The following is a 17,832-nucleotide window of genomic DNA, read 5'->3' on the forward strand; positions in this document are numbered from 1 at the left end:
CTAAGCTAAGGTTAAAAAAGGTGCGGTACGACTCCTCTTTGACTGTGCTACTGTAGCTGGCACCCCTTGAGTGACAATCTGCCCGCCGGCATCCCCAGCTCCTGGCCCCATATCGATAATCCAGTCACTATTGCTCGCCACTTGCATATCGTGCTCTACCATAATAACGGTGTTACCCGCATCAACCAGCCCATTTAACTGTGCCATGAGCATAGAGACGTCAGCTGGGTGCAAACCGGTAGTCGGTTCATCGAGGATATAGAGCGTATCGCCGCGCTGAACGCGTTGTAGCTCGGTGGCAAGCTTAATACGCTGCGCCTCCCCGCCTGATAGCTCCGTAGCGGGTTGACCTAAACGCAGATAACCAAGACCCACTTGCAATAAAGCATCTAACGCACGCAAAATAGGCGCGTCATCGGCGAAAAAATCATAAGCTTTTTCAACGGTTAAATCTAGCACTTCAGCAATATTTTGATCTCGATAAGTGACTTCAAGCGTCTCATCGTTATAGCGCTGTCCATGACAGACTTGGCAGGGTGCGTAAACACTAGGTAAAAATAAAAGCTCAACGCTAACAAACCCTAAACCTTCGCAATTGGGACAACGTCCCTTTGGCGTATTAAATGAGAAGCGGCCAGCATCATAACCGCGTACTTTTGCAGTCTTGGTAGCAGCAAATAATTTACGCACATAATCAAACAATCCGGTATAAGTAGCAAGGTTTGAGCGCGGTGTACGGCCAATGGCTTTTTGGTTAATGTTCACAAGCCGGCTTACTTTATCCATGCTAGAGACAATGCGCCCGCCTGTTGGTGCTTCAAACTCCTGCTCAAGCAGATCTGCTTCATCGGTTGGTGCTTGGGCAACTGTCTTTTTCCCCAAGGCTTCATTGACTAATTCGACTACTGCTTGGCTGACTAAACTTGATTTGCCTGAACCCGATACCCCAGTAACACTAGTGAGTACCCCGAGCGGAAACTCAACCTCTAAACCTTGTATATTATTACGCTCTACCTCAGTAAGCTTAAGCCAAGCAGTAGGTTGTCTTAAGTTTTGCTGGTTTGCGCTGTCGTTATCAGTAAATAGATATTGCGCGGTTGATGACTCGCTAACGCCGCGTAAACCCGCTACAGGTCCGCTATAAACAATCTCGCCGCCATGCACGCCAGCCTTGGGTCCGACATCGACTACCCAATCGGCGTGACGGATGACGCTCACATCATGCTCGACCACAAACACCGAATTGCCAGCGGCTATCAGCTCATCCAAAGCACCGAGCAGCGCTTGCGTATCAGCCGGATGTAGCCCCGCCGACGGCTCATCAAGGACATAGACCACGCCGAATAGTTGCGAGCGGATTTGGGTTGCCAGACGCAAACGCTGCAGCTCTCCTGGCGACAAAGTCGGCGTGGTACGCTCAAGTGATAGATAGCCTAATCCTAGTCTCGTTAATGCTTCAACCCGTGCGAGAATATCGCTAGTAATGCGCTGCGCTACAATGGCTTTTTCAGGATTATGCTTATAGTTTGGGCTATTTAAGCGGGCGTGGGCGCTACCTTGTAGCTTGGAGGCAAGCTCTGTTAACGTTAATTGTGACAGCTCGCCAATATCAAGACCTGCAAATTTAACCGCTAGCGACTCTTTTTTGAGCTTCTTACCATGACATTCAGGACACTTGGATATTTGCATAAACTGCGAGACCCGTTTTTTAACTCGCGGGCTTTGAGTGGTTGTAAATGATTGCAAAATAAAGTTTTTGGCGCTGATATAAGTGCCCATATAATTGGGCTTTTCGTCCTTTTTAATAGCCGCTCGCACTTGTTCTACATTGTATTCAGGATAAACCGGTACCGTTGGCGTCTCGTCAGTATATAAAATCCAATCGCGAGACTTTTTGGGCAATTTATGCCACGGAACATCGATATCATAACCTAAAGTGGTTAAGATACGACTTAGGTTTTGCCCTTGCCAAGCGCCTGGCCACGAAGCAATAGCGCGCTCGCGAATAGACTTGGTATCATCAGGAACCATGAGATCCTCGGTTACCTCAAATACCCGTCCAATACCTGAACAAGTTGAGCAAGCGCCCTCTGGTGTATTGGGTGAGAACGCATCGGCATAGAGCATCTCTTGCCCATCTGGATAGTCCCCTGCCCGCGAATAGAGCATACGCAAACCATTGGAGATAGTAGTCACACTCGCCACCGATGAGCGTACCGAAGGCGTGCCGCGTTGCTGCTGCAGAGCGACTGCTGGCGGCAATCCTTCTATAGCATCGACATCAGGCTCATCCACTTGGTCAATTAGGCGCCGAGCATAAGGCGCTACTGAATCTAGATAGCGCCGCTGTGACTCGGCAAATAAAGTTCCAAAAGCTAGCGATGACTTCCCTGAGCCTGATATCCCTGTAAATACCACCAGCGCATTACGCGGCAAATCAACATCGATGTTCTTTAGGTTATGAACGCGCGCGCCTCTGACTTGAACTTGGTTATTGGCATTATTTGAAGTTTTATTATTTTTAGAACTGGTTTTAAGGTCGGTTTTATTATTATTGTTTTTAGAAGTCATAGCGTATCCTGTTGATATTTTATTTTGCAATTATTCTAACAGCTACTATGAGTAGTTCAGTCTGGGCTTACGTATTACTAGCATAGAGAGACAAAACGATAACTTTATATAAATTTGCTTATCTAAGGATAAAAGGTTAACTGATAGAAATGAGACAATTTTTTGTCCAGACACTAATGTCTCATAGATAAAGATAAAATAAGTTATTATGAAGAATGCAATTTACAATTTATAAAAATACGAGGCAAAATTAGTCGAATGGAAGAGTATGTAGGGTTAGGGTGTTGAATAATAATAATTTTTATTAAAAGCCCAAGGACTGGGCTTTTAATAAAATATTTGAGAGTTTACCCCACTACTGTATATCCGCTAAGTACTAACAGAACTTCTTCTAAGTCCTATCTTCACGTTTGCTAGTATCAGGCCTGACAAGATAAGTACCATCGCTAGCATTTTCCACCATGTCAACACTTCCCCTGTAAATAACACTGAGGTCGCCATACCGAATACAGGCACCAATAAGGCAAACGGCATGACTTTGGAGGCGGTGTTTTGTGCCAGCAGATGCGCCCACAGTCCAAAGCCAATTAGCGTTGACACATAAACGATAAACCCAAGGGACAACCAAGATTTATAGGATGCCTGCGTAAAGGTCGCAAGCGTCCATGCCTCAGTTTCTAATATGACTGAAGATAATGTTAATATCACACAAGCGATCAGACCACCCCATACTACTAAGGCTAATGCCGATAGTGCCGATGATTTATTTGAGCCTTGATCCTTGCTATTAGTAGGCGAAACCATAGAGGTATTAGCGCCCTGCTGTGTCGCTTTTATAGTGGCTTGCTTTGAAGCCTGCTTGGAGGCAATGTTGCCAAAGCTCCAGCCTATGGCCGCAATCAAGATGCAAATAAAGCCGTTCAGTGGCATATCGCCGCCAAGGTTTAATGCAATTACCCCTAGCCCTAACAAACCAACTATCATCCCAACGATTTGCTTACGACTTACCGCCTCGCCCAAGATGACATAGGCTAACAATACGGTGATAAAAATCTGCATTTGCAATAACAACGCTGTTAATCCTGCCGAGGCGCCCAAGTGCATCGCGGTAAACACAAAGGCATATTGCAGTACGAAAGTACCAATCGCATAGACAAATAAGGTTCGGTTAAAGGTAGGCGGCTTAAGGAGTAATATTAGCGGTACAGCAGTGAAGAAGAAACGCATAGCAGTCAACATTAGTGGCGGAAAACTCTCAAGTCCCCACGCAATGAAAGTGAAGTTTACGCCCCAAATAAAGGCAACGAGCACCGCTAAGGCGATATGGATTGGGCTCATAGGATTATCCTAGATAATGGTTTTTAGTTATTGTTATCAATACTTGAAGTGAATAGAGCTTTAATCTTAGCTATAGGTAGCTTTTATCTACAGCCAAAGCGTTACTGCGCAGTACAATGTCATGAGTACAATTACCGCATGAATCAACTGAATCACTCGCGGCAAATGCACCAACTTACGTAGCCAATGACCTCCTGCTGCCCAGCAGCTAATGGATAAAATATTTATAAGCGCGCACATCGCAAGCAGCGCATAATTATCTAGCCAAGGTCTGCCAGCGTGGAACATCGCCAGACTGGGAGCAACCATAGTCATCGTCCATGCTTTGGGATTGAGCCATTGAAACAGTAGCGCCTGCCCAAAACTTAAAGGTAGTTCACCGAAGCTTCTTTTTACCTTAGTATCACTCTCATTATCTTGTTTACGTTGTTGTTCACGTAATAATGCCTCATTAATAATAGCGGAAAAGTCAGTTTTCGCCATCTGATAGGTCAGCCATAACAGATATAGCGTACCTAGAATTTTTATAATCAACATAACGGCAGGGAAACTAACCACTAACGCCGTCATGCCCCAATAGCTTAACCAAAGCATAACTGCGACACCGGTAGTAATGCCAAGCATATGCCAGCGGCACGCCCAAAATCCGCGTTTGATACTGCCGTGCAATAACATTAAATTATTAGGACCTGGCGTAATAGAATTGATCAGCATAAAAATAGCTAATGCCGTTATACTGCCTTCAAAGCTCGCGGTTAAGTCCATCTGCTGTTTCACCCTAATAGTGCTGAACGTTAGTGATAAGACCAACTTTAATGTAAATATCCATAACAGACCCGATACAGTTTCACGATTGGTGAACAAAGTGTATAGTCACTATGAGCATAACAATTGACTGGTTTACTCTTTTAACTTTGCCTCAGAGTGAGCAAGCTGAAGTCAGCACTTAAAACAAAACAAGAGTGGCGCATCATGGTCGAAACCTATACGCTCAATCCCAATTTAACCAAGACTGCGGCTGTCGCTGAATGGCTCCAGCAGCGTATTGATTGGCAAATTTACTTGCCTAATCAGCGTGTACCTTCAGTACGCAAACTGGCCAAGCTCTTGAATATATCGAGCTTTACGGTGGTACAAGCTTATGAGCAGCTAGTCGCTACCAATGTATTAGTCGCGAAGCCCAGCTCTGGCTATTACGTTCGTACTCAAATAAATCCAGTACCGTCAAATAACGCCAAAAAACCAGCGATTAAATACCCAGCCATTGATACGCGATGGCTAGTGCAACAAGTGTTTAGTGATATTCCGCACCACTGCTCACCGGGCGTTGGCACTTTGCCTAATGAGTGGGTGCGTAATGAAAAGATGGAATGGGCGATCCGGCAGGTAACGCAGCAAGCGGACAGTTTTGTTTATAATTACGGAGATATTCAAGGCTATTTGCCGCTACGCCAGCAGCTCGTGCAGCAGCTAAATACGCAAGGGATGCATACCCATGTCGATAATGTCATCACTACAGCAGGGGTATCGCAGGCGGTGACGATGGTAGCGCAATTACTGACTCAAGCAGGTGATACTGTTATCGTCGATGGTCCGGGTTGGTATTGGCTATCGAGCAGCCTGCAACAACAAGGGCTAAATGTCGTTGCTGTAGATCGTGATCATCAAGGTCCAAATATCGAGCACATGCAAAAGCTGTTCGCCGCGCATCGTCCGAAACTGTATCTCACCAATAGCGTACTGCACAATCCCACTTCTTATAACCTGCATCCTGCCCGCGCCCATCAAGTACTTAATCTGATTCACGAGTACGATGCCTATATCTTTGAGGATGATTTGTACGCCACTTTTGTACCGGGTGGACAAGTGCTGCGTTATGCCAGTCTCGATCAGTTTGAGCGCGTGCTTTATGCCACGGGGTTTTCAAAGTCCATGGCGTCAGGCTGGCGCGTCGGTATGCTGGTGTATCCTGATAGATTTATCGATGACGTATTGCGAATAAAAACTTTGAGTACTCTAAATACCCCAGAGTTTGGTGAGCGCGTTATTCACCGTCTATGGACGCACGGCGAATACCGTCGACAAATTAAAAAAGTGCAGCAGCAGCTGTATGCTGCGCATCAAAGACTACGTAGCGCGCTGCCCAAGATTGGTATCACATATCCTGAGCATACGCAGGCAGGTCTGTTCGTTTGGGTAGATACCGGACAAGATACTAGCCAGCTGGCATTAGATGCTTATCAGGAGGGTTGGTTAGTCGCACCGGGACAATTGTTTTATCCAGACGCTAGGGCTTCGACATATCTGCGTTTAAATGTCTCGACGACAAGTGATGACTTTTTGGTTTGGTTAGAAGATTATTTGATCAAATGCTCAGCCAAGTAATCGACTAATATTCTGATTTTCGATGATAAATGACGATTGTGCGGATAAACGGCCCAGATATCTTCTTCAGGCTCTCGATACTGATCCAGTAAACTGACTAGCGCGCCGCTCTCCAGATATTTTTGTACATAATAATCAGGAAGCTGGACCATACCTAGGCCTTTTAATGCCGCATCGACCAAGCTGTAGCCACTGTTATAACGCACCGGACCACTCACCTGCGCCTTTTTTTCTTTACCAGTGCTCTTAAAACGCCAATAATCTAGCGTTCCCAGTAAGCAGTGATGCTGACTAAGATCTGCTAAATGATGCGGAGTACCATATTTATCCAAATAAGCAGGAGCAGCGCAGACAAAATTAGTCCGGCTGCTCAGTTTCTTAGCCATCAAAGTTGAGTCATTTAAATGACCGATACGAATGGCTAAATCGTAGCTACCCTCAATCAAATCAACAGTTTGATTGGTCAAAAAAGCCGTGACCTCAATATCTCTATATTGCAGCATGAAATCATTAACTAACGGTAAGAGTTGCTGCTCACCATAAGTGACAGGCGCGGTTAGTTTTATCTTACCTTGAGGTTTAGACTGCAAATTACTTACCGCTTGTTCCGCTGCATTCAAATCATCTAACACCGTGCGGCAGCGCTCATAAAACACCCGCCCCTCCTCTGTCAATGAGACCCTACGAGTGGTACGATAGAGGAGTTTGGTATTCAAACGTTCCTCCAAGGTACTCACTTGCCGGCTTACTTGCGCAGTAGAAATACCGAGCCTTTTGGCAGCTTTGGTGAAGCTTGCGCACTCGGCAACATAAACAAATTCACTAACCCCTTCCCACTGCATGATTATTACCACCTTGTAAAAGATATTTTCAATTTCACTATATTATCATTACCATAGAAATAATATAAAATAGTCATCACAACCCTAAAAACTCATTACAATTAAAAAGAAGGAAGCGAAGCTATGTCAAAGCAAGCCAATACTACCGATGAATTTATCAAATCTAAAGCTGCGGTCGCTTGGGGCCCAAAAGAGCCACTATCTATCGAAGAAGTAGACGTGATGCTGCCACGTAAAGGTGAAGTGTTAGTAAAAATACTGGCCAGTGGCGTTTGTCATACCGATGCCTTCACTTTATCCGGTGAAGACCCAGAAGGTGTGTTCCCCGCTATCTTAGGTCATGAAGGCGGCGGTATCGTTGAGCAAATCGGCGAAGATGTGACCAGCGTTGCAGTCGGCGATCACGTGATTCCTTTATATACCGCCGAATGCGGTGTCTGTAAAATGTGCCGCTCGGGCAAAACTAACCTGTGTTCTGCCGTACGTGAGACCCAAGGTAAAGGTCTGATGCCGGATGGTACCACGCGCTTTTATAAAGACGGTGAGCCCATTTATCACTACATGGGCTGCTCAACCTTTTCTGAGTACACGGTTCTACCTGAGATTTCTTTAGCCAAAGTCGATAAGGATGCGCCACTTGAAAAGGTCTGCTTGCTTGGCTGCGGCGTGACCACTGGTATGGGCGCAGTGATGAATACCGCCAAAGTCGAAGAAGGTTCTACCGTCGCTATCTTTGGTCTTGGTGGTATTGGTCTAGCCGCTATCATCGGAGCAAAAATGGCCAAAGCCAGCCGTATCATCGGTATCGATATCAACGAAGATAAATTTGAATTGGCCAAAAAACTCGGCGCGACTGATTGTATTAACTCCAAAGACTATGACAAACCGATTCAAGACGTTATCGTTGAGATGACGGATGGCGGCGTTGACTACTCTTTTGAGTGTATTGGTAACGTCAATGTGATGCGCTCAGCGCTCGAGTGCTGCCATAAAGGCTGGGGTGAGTCGGTTATTATCGGTGTCGCTGGTGCGGGTCAAGAGATCTCCACTCGTCCATTCCAACTGGTAACAGGACGCGTCTGGAAAGGCTCGGCGTTTGGCGGCGTCAAAGGCCGTACCGAACTACCCGGCTACGTTGAGCGTTATTTGGCAGGTGAGATTCCTTTAGAGGACTTCATTACGCATACTATGCCATTAGAAGACATCAACGAAGCGTTTGACTTAATGCACGAAGGCAAAAGTATTCGCTCGGTTATTCATTTTGAAGAATAATAGCTGACAACTATAGGTAGTCTTAAAGCTAAAGATGACTATTTATTAGCTTAAAAAAAGGCAGCATAAATTTAGTTTATGCTGCCTTTTTATTGTCGTAAAAGATCTAAAATGGCGGTTATCCCACAACCAAACGCATCATTTGAGTACTGATATAACCGCCAAACGTCCCTACTGCATAACCTAGAATACCCAAAAACACCCCAACCGGTGCCAAGGAGGGATGAAAAGCAGTAGCGACAATAGGCGCTGATGACGCGCCACCAGTATTGGCATTAGAGCCGACTGCTAAGAAGAAAAACGGCGCGCGAATGAGTCTTGCCACCATAAAGATGATAGCCACATGAATCATCATCCAAACTAAACCAATCAAGAGCAGTCGCCACTGCGAAACGATACCAGCAAGGTTAATTTGCATACCAATAGCGGCAATGAGTACAAAGATAAATACCGTGCCAATTTTGGAGGCCCCCACATGATCAAGGCGGCGAATTTTAGTAAAAGAGAAGATAACTCCGATTAAGGTGATAATCACCACCATCCAAAAAAAGCTGCTGGCAAAGCTATATTGTACCGCCCAAGCATAAGGTGCAAAAGCTGCTGCAATTTGCGCCCCAATGAAATGCGCCACCCCGACCATGGCAAAACACAGCCCAAACATCACCATTAGATCATTCAAAGTGGCCGGACGCGCGTGATCGCGCTCGTAGCTCTCGACAGCTTGGATGACTTTTTCTATGCTGCTGGTATCGGCTCTTAAAAGGCGATCGACCTTATCGCTATGCTTGGCTAACACTAAAATCGCTAATAGCCACAATGAAGCATTAGTAGTATCGACCAAAATCATCATGCCAAATAAATCATCGCCGACCCCGAACAGCTCCTTCATCGCTGCCTGATTGGCCGCGCCGCCAATCCAGCTTCCTGCGACCGCCGAAAACCCGCGCCACAACGTGTCATCTGTGAACATCTCAGGTGACACCCACTTTGCTAACCCTAAACTGACAGGCCCGCTGATAATGATAGCTAAGCTTGCAGCAAAAAACATGGCTATTGCCTTCCAGCCTAGTCCCAAAATCTTGGGTACATCCATTGACAGGGTCATCAGCAGTAAGCTTGCTGGCAACAGATAAGTGGCGGTAAAGCCATAAATCTGTGAGCCAACGCCATCAGCAAACACGCCTAAGCTGTTAAGCGTCGCCGGTATAAAGCAGCACAGCACGATACCTGGTAGTACGGCATAAAAGCGTCGCCAAAACTTGCCCGGCAGCCCTTGGGTATAAAATACCAAACCAATAATTGCCATGATGATGCCAAAAGCTAACGGTAGGCTGTCTATCTTTAAGTCAGAAATAGCGAGCATCTAATGGCTCCAAGCGGGATCAATTGAGAGGAAGTGAATAAGCATTGCAGTATAGAGAAGCGCGAAAATGAGCGCAAGTGGGTCTTATAAGACCCCTTGTTTGTGGACATAAAAAAACCAGATACTAGCTATTAACTAGATATCTGGTTTTTTATTTAAACATCTGCACTAACTTAAGCGATCAAGATGGATGTAGCTGATTTGTATCACTTAGAACTAGCTTATTACGAGTTGCCACCACGGTTACCGCGATTTCCGCTTGGACGGCCGTTGCCGCCTGAGCGATTGGCTGGACGGCCTTGGCTACCGCTTGGGCGACCACGTCCGGTTGCAGCGCGATCACCACGCGGGGCACTAGTGCCGTCGCCGCGGCTAGGGCCACTGCGCTTGCCTTGATATGGCTTGCCGCCGAAACGGTCTTTTGGCTTACCAGATGAATCACGTGGTTTACCTTGATAACCGCTGTCGTTGCTAGCGCGTTGACCCGTACTATTGCTATCATTTGAGCGACTGCGACCTTGACCACCACCGCTAGGCTTACCGGCATAGCCACCTGAACGTCCGCGTCCTTGACCGCCACCATTTGAGCGTCCGCGGCCACGACCACGACCTTTAGGTTTGTTCTCACTTGGGACATAAGTTTTCTTCGGCTCAAGGCCTTCGATAACCTCTACTTCCATTTTGCGATCTAAGTAGCGATTAATAGCCGCTAGCTGTGGACGATCGTCCATGCTACATAAGCTGATAGCAACACCGGTACGACCAGCACGACCACAGCGACCGATACGGTGTACATAGTCTTCGGTCTGACGCGGCAAGTCATAGTTGATGACATGCGAGATAGCAGGCACATCAAGACCACGAGCAGCGACATCGGTTGCGACTAATATTTTGCATTTGCCATTGCGCAAATCTTGTACGATACGGTTACGTTTGCTTTGCGGCAAGTCACCATGCAAAAAGCTGGCTTTGTGACCATCTTCTTTGAGCTGATTAGCAAGCTTTTCGGTACTACGCTTAGTCGCAGCAAAGATAATAATTTGCTCCATCTCTGGCTGACAAACGATTTTATCTAAAATCTTATTTTTGTGATTAAAATCGTCACAGTAATATACTTTTTCATCAATATGAGCGGATTCAACCTTAATAGAAACGCGCTCAGGGTTTTTAGTGAAGCTCGCGGCGATTTTGCCAACTGGGCCATCCCAAGTGGCTGAACACATGACCGTTTGACGATCGGTTGGCGCAGCTTTTAGGATATCGTTGATATCATCAGCAAAACCCATATCGAGCATACGGTCGGCTTCATCTAGCACAAGCACTTCTAAGTGTGATAAATCAACACGGCCAGCTTTGATATGATCGAGCAAGCGACCTGGAGTCGCAACAATAACTTGCACACCTTTTTTAAGGGCGCGAATCTGACCGTTATACGGCGCGCCGCCGACTAATGGGACACAAAATAGACCGCGCATGTCATGCGAGTAAGTACGCACGCTATCATGAACCTGCTGAGCAAGCTCGCGCGTAGGCGTCAAGATCAGGGCTTTAGTATGCTTGTCAAAGCTTGTCGCACGGCTCAAACGATCCAGTAAAGGGATAACGAATGCTGCCGTTTTACCACTACCCGTTTGCGCAGATAATAATAAATCACGACCCGCTAGCGCAAAGGGAATGGCCTGGGCTTGAATAGGTGTAGGGTTGGTGTAGCCGCTGCGATCAAGCGAGGTAAGAATAGGCTTGGCAATGTTAAGATCAGCAAAGGTTACTTGGTTTTCTTCAGTAGTCTCAGACGCGTCAGTAGTAGCGTCTTGAGTCTCTGTTGCTGGCGTGTTGGTCTTTTGAGTGTCGTTGCTTTCGATGATGCCGTTTTCAGCGGCAATAGTAGATAAGATGTCAGTCATGAGTATCCTTGGTAGTTGAGCCGCTGTAAATTCAGCGTGCTTGTTGCCTACCACTGATAACCGTTCATCAAACAGCCTATTTACCAATCAACTTGATAAAGTATCTGTATGATGTCTGACGTATTTTGGTGGTAGTGCCGAGTGTCTTATCTTCGTTTGTTACCCTAACTTTATCACCACTTTGTCCAAAGCAGATAAAGGCAAGTAACACCCAATTTAAGCCAATCTATAGGCTAGTAGATAAGATATGAGTCAAAAATAGCGCTATCAATAAAAGCTATTTAAGTACACAAAATCATCGGCAACAATTACTCATAGCCATCCTAGGCTCAAAATCGCAGGCGATGTTATCAATCTCATAATACACGTCAGTCAAAGCCAACGTGGCGACGTAGTATATCACAGCTCGCTTATTATCCCTATCTATTTTTTTATATTCATAACCGTAACGCACTAGCCGATAATACGGGTAGTCAGAAGGTAAGCCGCTAAGTACTCATTATCAGTGCTAGTACCAAATATTAGCGCTAAGTGCCAATCATTGTCGAAAATACTACCGAAGCTAACGTTTAACGTCTGAGACGTAGGTCGGTAGATCCCAAGCGCCGCCAGACTCCACCATACGGCAGAGACCTGTGGTGCTCTCATAGCTCTTTTCAAAACGACTCCCCGTCCAGATCCAGTCTGATTTTTCTAAACAATCTCCAAGGCTGCGGCTTTTTTGAATAGAGCTTATTTTACCACTATCATAGCTAGTGGCACTATTAGTGACCAATTTAGGGTTATAGGGCGCGCTGTCATTCATCACCCACATACCATGCCCAACATTATAAGCATCGACCCAGCATTTATGTTGAGCGAGTAGCTGACTACCATTTAAACGCTTAACCCGCCAGCCCGAATCATCACTTAAGCTCGGGCAGTCGCGTTTTGTATCTGATAGAGTGTTTTTCATCATAGCTGTAAGGTTCGAGGCGTCTATTTTGAAGCTCTGTTTGGTGGCTGCCCTTGCTGTCGGCACAATTAAGCGTAATTGCGGAGCGGATTTGGCAGCTAGTACTTGGCTGTCGGGCTTAGTACCTTTATTCACAAGCGCACTACTCGTTCCTATTCGGCCTTGCGCTTCATCTGCTTTTAGCATGACTGACATTGCGCCGTCACCAGACAGCTCCCAGCGAGTATTACGGAGCACAAATTCGATCTTACTCTCTTTAGTTAGCGCCTTTAGAAGTGCGCTCACCTGCCCAGAGGTTAAGCCGGCATCATTGGTGGTGCTAGAGTATGGCTGCGCCTCGCCATAATCTTTTCCATCTATGATAAGTGAGATACGGTGACGATTACCTAATTGCAGCAATGATTTGGCCGAGCCATCTTTAGACCCGCCAAGCTTTACTCTGCCATCAACCTTTGCTGTATCACCAGCGCGGCGAACTAATAGCACTGAGACTGGCATCTCGCTATTATTTTGGCTTTGATACCCTGCTAATCGGCAAGTACGAGTATTGTCACAGGCGACTTGCCAGTCTTTTGATTCAAGCGCTACTGGGGTGGCCGTATTACCCATAGTGCTGATGGTCATAGTACTGACGGCGAACAAGCCTAATGCCAAATACTTTTTAAGATGCTTTTTAGTATTATAAAGAGCAAGAACAATAGCTGCGCTAGAATGATTATCACGCCACTGCTTATTATCAGGACAATTGATTTTATTATTAGTATATTTCATAAGGGATACTCTTAAACTTATAAGACATCAGTGCAGTTTTTTAACATAGACAAGCTACTATCTTAAACGCTTAATGTTACCATTTGTTATTCTAATATATCATTGTGTAATAGATAAAAGGGATATAAATTCTACTAAATTGTCCTAAAAATTAGTATACAGTCCTATAACTACTAATTATTGCAGATTATTGACGCATCACAACGACTAAGCTTGCTTATTCACTACCGTCTACCCTGACTCATAAGTTAAGCACATAATTAAGGGCCGATAGCTTAAGCTATCGGCCCTTAATTTTAATAAGTCGTTTTGTTTTAGGGCTTTACAGTAACCATGGATCTTAGGAGTGAATGGATTGTAGGGGGAGATCAACCGCTCTTTTTACTGCTGGACGCTGCGCTATTGTTCTAGCCCATCGCTGCAAGTGCTGATAGCTACCGACCTGCAAAAACTCAGCCGAGCCTTCATAGAGCTCGCCGAGCACTAGTTGACCATACCAAGCCCAAATAATAATATCAGCAATATTGTAACTTTGCTCACCATTACCGCACATATAATCACGGTCTTGTAAGTGAATATCTAATACATCAAGCTGACGTTTGGTCTCCATAGTGAAGCGATTAATCGGATATTCCATCGGTTCAGGGGCGTAAGCATAAAAATGTCCGAAGCCGCCGCCTAAGTACGGCGCACTGCCCATCTGCCACATTACCCAAGAGAGACACTGAGTCCGCGCTCGGCCCTGCTCTAAAGGTACAAACTTACCGAATTTTTCTGCTAAGTACAGTAAGATTGCGCCTGACTCAAATATCTTAATCGGTTCGCCATCATTTTCCTCTACTACCGAATAATCAACTAAGGCTGGAATTTTAGAGTTGGGGTTGATATCGACAAAGCCTGAGCCGAATTGATCGTTTTCAGAAATATCTATTTTATAGGCGTTGTATTCTGCGCCTTTTATCCCAAGTTCGCGTAACTCTTCTAGTAGAATATTGACTTTGATGCCATTAGGCGTGTTCAATGAGTAGAGTTGTAGCGGTGCATCCCCTACTGGTAGCGCTTGCTCATGGCGCGCGCCAGCGGTTGGACGATTAGTATTGGCAAATTTACCACCGTTTTCTTTATCATTAGTCCAAACTTTGGCAGGTTTATATTGGGTATCATTATTATCGCTCATAAGAGTTATCCTATTTTATTTATCCTAAATTGCTGCTTAGTAAAAAACATGAAAGCAGCTTGTCAGCTTTAAATTTTAAGATCCCACTATAGCGGATGGGTTGCTAGTTAGAAAAGGGCTCTAATGTAGTGATTATTAAGCGAGACGTATCATTTAGCCATAGCAATCATTATGAGCAGTGACTGTAGCTAAGCGCTTGGCTGTTAACCGTTACTTTACCATTCTTTAACTACTGCCTTATTATCCCTATACTACACGCAAACTCCAAACTATAATTTAATACTTCATAAAGTAAGCGATGGTGATGTCTACATGGTAACGCTAACCCCAGCGCAAGATAAATTCCTACCCTATGTGTTAGCAGTAGCGCTATTTATGCAGATCCTCGATGCGACTATTCTTAACACCTCGCTGCCGCAGATGGCTGAGGCTCTAGGTGAGTCGCCATTAAGAATGCAGTGGGCGGTCATCAGTTATGCGCTAACTTTAGCGATCTTTATTCCGATTAGTGGTTTTTTGGCCGATAAGTACGGCACGCGCAAGGTGTTTTTGTCCGCTATTATTATCTTTTCTATTGGCTCGCTGATGTGCGCAGCCTCGCCCACGCTCGATATTCTGATCGGCTCTCGTATTGTCCAAGGGATTGGCGGGGCGATGATGACGCCAGTGGCGCGGCTGATTTTGGTGAAGTCTTATCCGCGTAATAAGCTACTGACGGTAATGAACTTTGCGGTGATTCCCGCGCTGATCGCCCCGTTAGTAGGCCCAGTACTCGGCGGCTATATCGTGCAATATTTTAGTTGGCACTGGATATTCTTAATCAATACTCCTATGGGTATCCTTGGGTATGTCATGGGTAAAAAACTCGTACCTGACTTATTTGAAGATGCCAAGCATTTAGATTGGGCAGGGTTTGCTTTATTTGCCGCTGCCGCTTGCGGCTTCACCTTAGCTGTAGAGTTTGGCTCACAAACCGGTCGCGGCTTATATGGACTGCTATTAGCGCTGATAGCTTCGGCATTAATAGGCGCTTATATTTGGCATGCTAAGCGCCGGCAAGCACCGCTGTTTCCACTGAGTTTGTTTAGTATTCGCACCTTTCGAATAGGCATCGTCGGTAATCTATTTACCCGCTTAGGGATTAGCGCAGTGCCTTTTCTGCTACCGTTATTATTGCAAGTGGTGTTTAAATACTCACCCTCGCAGGCGGGCTGGTTACTTGCTCCTATTGCTATTGGTGCTACGGGTATCAAGCCTTGGGTCAGTAAAATTATTCAGAGCTACAGCTACCGTAAGGTATTAGTGGTTAACACTATTTTATTAGGTATCTTGATTATTATTCTAGCGCAGTTCAATGATCCGTCTTATTGGATATGGTATATCCCTATCTTAATCATTATGGGTGCTTGTAACTCCATGCAGTTTAGCGCGATGAACACACTGACTATCGGTGATTTGGAAGGCACCCAAACCAGTAGCGGTAATAGCCTAATGGCAGTCAATCAGCAGCTAGCGATTGGTTTTGGGATTGCCTTTGGCGCAGCGGTATTGAACTTACTACGTGAGCGTATGGAGCTAGATATGCTGATGGCGTTTCAGACGACTTACTGGGTACTCGGCATTTTGACTATTCTGTCAGGATTGCATTTTTTACGGCTAAAACCAAAAGATGGCGAAGGATTATACTAACTTGCTACTTTTCTAATAAGACAAGATTAATAAATAGAAAGTTGATAAATGCAAAAACCAGCATAAGCACATAAGGCTTAGTCTGGTTTTTTATTCTAGCAATACTAAAAAAAGCTGGCAGTAATTAGTCTCAATCATTGATGCTAAAACTCACACTCTTAGTACTTAAGGCGTATGATCCTCATCAATCTGCGACTGAATATAATTATGCACACCAACATCGCGGATAAGATCTTGCTGGGTATCAAGCCAATCGTCGTACTCTTCGTTACCGTCTTTTAGCTTAACGAGTAGCTTACGTGAGACATAGTCTTTATGCTGCTCACACAAAGTGATCGCATCGGTAATGATATCGTATTTTTGACGCTCTAAGCGCAGATTGCACTCGATCATCTCAGGGACATCTTCTGCGATAAACATCTTGCCATAGTCTTGCAGATTGGGCAGACCGCCTAATAACAAGATACGCGCAATCAAATCATCCGACCATTTCATCTCATAGATAGACTGCTGGTAACAATTTTCATTTAAAGCTTCAAGGCCCCAATGCCGCGCAATGCGCGCATGCAAAAAGTACTGGTTAATCGCTATTAGTGACTGTCCAAGCACCTTATTTAGGGCTCTAATAACTTCTTTATCGCCTCTCATCTCTCTCTCCTAAGCATCTAAAAATAAATGATATTAGTCTATGAAACTACTTTCAGTCTTGATATTAGCCTTGGGTTAATTCTGGCGGCACTTCTGCTATCTGGCTTTGCAGGTAATTTGGCAAAGTAACCATATCGATAAGGCGGAGCTGCTGTTCAAGCCAATGAGCATGATCTTCTTCGGTGTCTTTAAGCTGTTCTACCAAGATATCACGAGTGACATAGTCGTGCTCTTTTTCGCATAAGGCAATACCGTCTTTTAGGTGCTGCTGTACTTCATATTCGAGATCGAGATCGAGCTTGAGCATCTCAGGTACAGTGCTGCCGATATGGATTTCATTGACCGTCATTTTAGGAGTGCCGCTTAGCATCAAGATACGGCGAATGATCGCTTGCGCGTGCAGTGTCTCATCTTCCATCTCATGATGAATACGATCATACAGCTTGCCATAGTGCCACTCAGCGTACATCTCAGAATGAATAAAATATTGATCCCGCGCTGCCAGCTCGCCACCTAGTAAAAAGTTTAAATAATCAATAACTTTTTGGCTACCTTTCATAACACTTACTCCTTTAATTATCAGCTTTTGTCACTATCAGCGCTGTCAATGACATCGCAAGCTAAAACATAATTGATCAATTGATAAGTCTAACATAAAGACAGCTCAGGGCTTGTAATATTAGGAACTAAGAATAAGATGCTAACTGATAATTATTATCAGACTACAGTAGCCACTATTGTTATTGCTTCTTATTTTAGGGTGCAGCTTTAATCTTTGTTTTAGTTTTTTGAGCTTATAACTACACAAATCAAAAAGCCGTCCTGCTCTTATAAGCAACGGACGGCTGATTAGTATTTTACTATCTATTTATAGGTGGTTTATAGACGAGAGCGATAACAAAAAAGTAGGCGTTAAC

Annotated in this window: 13 protein-coding genes; 3 read left to right on the plus strand and 10 right to left on the minus strand. The window is 45.0% G+C overall.

Features of this window, described 5'->3' with window-relative positions:
* From uvrA to ACS8E3_RS02270, 3 genes are all read right to left on the minus strand, one after another.
* Complete coding sequence (uvrA, locus tag ACS8E3_RS02260; protein WP_439240801.1) at positions 1–2,571, minus strand: excinuclease ABC subunit UvrA; 2,571 nt, start codon at positions 2,569–2,571, stop codon at positions 1–3.
* Between the two features lie 369 nt (positions 2,572–2,940).
* Positions 2,941–3,909, minus strand: a complete 969-nt coding sequence (locus tag ACS8E3_RS02265; protein ID WP_439240803.1) for an EamA family transporter — start codon at positions 3,907–3,909, stop codon at positions 2,941–2,943.
* Positions 3,910–3,996: 87 nt separating this feature from the next.
* Entirely contained in the window at positions 3,997–4,674 is a 678-nt protein-coding gene (locus ACS8E3_RS02270) for a LysE family translocator (RefSeq protein WP_439240805.1), read from the minus strand.
* A 207-nt stretch (positions 4,675–4,881) separates the two neighbouring features.
* Here ACS8E3_RS02270 and ACS8E3_RS02275 point away from each other — a divergent pair, with 207 nt between their 5' ends.
* On the plus strand, positions 4,882–6,294 hold the full coding sequence (locus ACS8E3_RS02275) for an aminotransferase-like domain-containing protein (RefSeq protein ID WP_439240807.1): 1,413 nt from the start codon (positions 4,882–4,884) through the stop codon (positions 6,292–6,294).
* Here the strand turns inward: ACS8E3_RS02275 and ACS8E3_RS02280 are convergent.
* Positions 6,267–7,136, minus strand: coding sequence for a LysR family transcriptional regulator (locus tag ACS8E3_RS02280; protein ID WP_439240809.1), 870 nt, complete (start codon positions 7,134–7,136; stop codon positions 6,267–6,269). The genes ACS8E3_RS02275 and ACS8E3_RS02280 overlap by 28 nt on opposite strands.
* Before the next feature lie 156 nt (positions 7,137–7,292).
* Between ACS8E3_RS02280 and ACS8E3_RS02285 the strand changes: the two genes are divergently transcribed.
* Positions 7,293–8,408, plus strand: a complete 1,116-nt coding sequence (locus ACS8E3_RS02285) for an S-(hydroxymethyl)glutathione dehydrogenase/class III alcohol dehydrogenase (RefSeq protein ID WP_439241327.1) — start codon at positions 7,293–7,295, stop codon at positions 8,406–8,408.
* A gap of 118 nt (positions 8,409–8,526) precedes the next feature.
* On the opposite strand, the gene ACS8E3_RS02290 is transcribed toward ACS8E3_RS02285, so the two are convergent.
* The 4 genes from ACS8E3_RS02290 to yghU form a co-directional block, all read right to left on the minus strand.
* Positions 8,527–9,771, minus strand: coding sequence for a DUF819 family protein (locus tag ACS8E3_RS02290; RefSeq protein ID WP_439240811.1), 1,245 nt, complete (start codon positions 9,769–9,771; stop codon positions 8,527–8,529).
* Between the two features lie 224 nt (positions 9,772–9,995).
* A complete protein-coding gene (locus tag ACS8E3_RS02295; protein WP_439240813.1) occupies positions 9,996–11,675 on the minus strand; it encodes a DEAD/DEAH box helicase in 1,680 nt (559 codons plus the stop codon).
* A gap of 562 nt (positions 11,676–12,237) precedes the next feature.
* The gene (locus tag ACS8E3_RS02300; RefSeq protein ID WP_439240816.1) at positions 12,238–13,401 is read right to left on the minus strand and encodes a DUF1176 domain-containing protein; all 1,164 of its coding nucleotides are present in this window, start codon (positions 13,399–13,401) and stop codon (positions 12,238–12,240) included.
* A 340-nt stretch (positions 13,402–13,741) separates the two neighbouring features.
* Positions 13,742–14,578, minus strand: coding sequence for a glutathione-dependent disulfide-bond oxidoreductase (yghU, locus tag ACS8E3_RS02305; RefSeq protein ID WP_439240818.1), 837 nt, complete (start codon positions 14,576–14,578; stop codon positions 13,742–13,744).
* 312 nt (positions 14,579–14,890) lie between these two features.
* Here yghU and ACS8E3_RS02310 point away from each other — a divergent pair, with 312 nt between their 5' ends.
* Complete coding sequence (locus ACS8E3_RS02310) at positions 14,891–16,267, plus strand: DHA2 family efflux MFS transporter permease subunit (protein ID WP_439240820.1); 1,377 nt, start codon at positions 14,891–14,893, stop codon at positions 16,265–16,267.
* A 165-nt stretch (positions 16,268–16,432) separates the two neighbouring features.
* Here the strand turns inward: ACS8E3_RS02310 and bfr (ACS8E3_RS02315) are convergent, their stop codons facing one another.
* Together bfr (ACS8E3_RS02315) and bfr (ACS8E3_RS02320) are read right to left on the minus strand one after the other, a co-directional pair.
* Positions 16,433–16,915, minus strand: a complete 483-nt coding sequence (gene bfr, locus ACS8E3_RS02315) for a bacterioferritin (RefSeq protein WP_439240822.1) — start codon at positions 16,913–16,915, stop codon at positions 16,433–16,435.
* A 64-nt stretch (positions 16,916–16,979) separates the two neighbouring features.
* Positions 16,980–17,474, minus strand: coding sequence for a bacterioferritin (gene bfr, locus ACS8E3_RS02320; protein WP_439240824.1), 495 nt, complete (start codon positions 17,472–17,474; stop codon positions 16,980–16,982).
* Between the last annotated feature and the right edge of the window lie 358 nt (positions 17,475–17,832).

The organism is Psychrobacter sp. 2Y5 (genome assembly GCF_051847375.1).
Lineage (GTDB): Bacteria > Pseudomonadota > Gammaproteobacteria > Pseudomonadales > Moraxellaceae > Psychrobacter.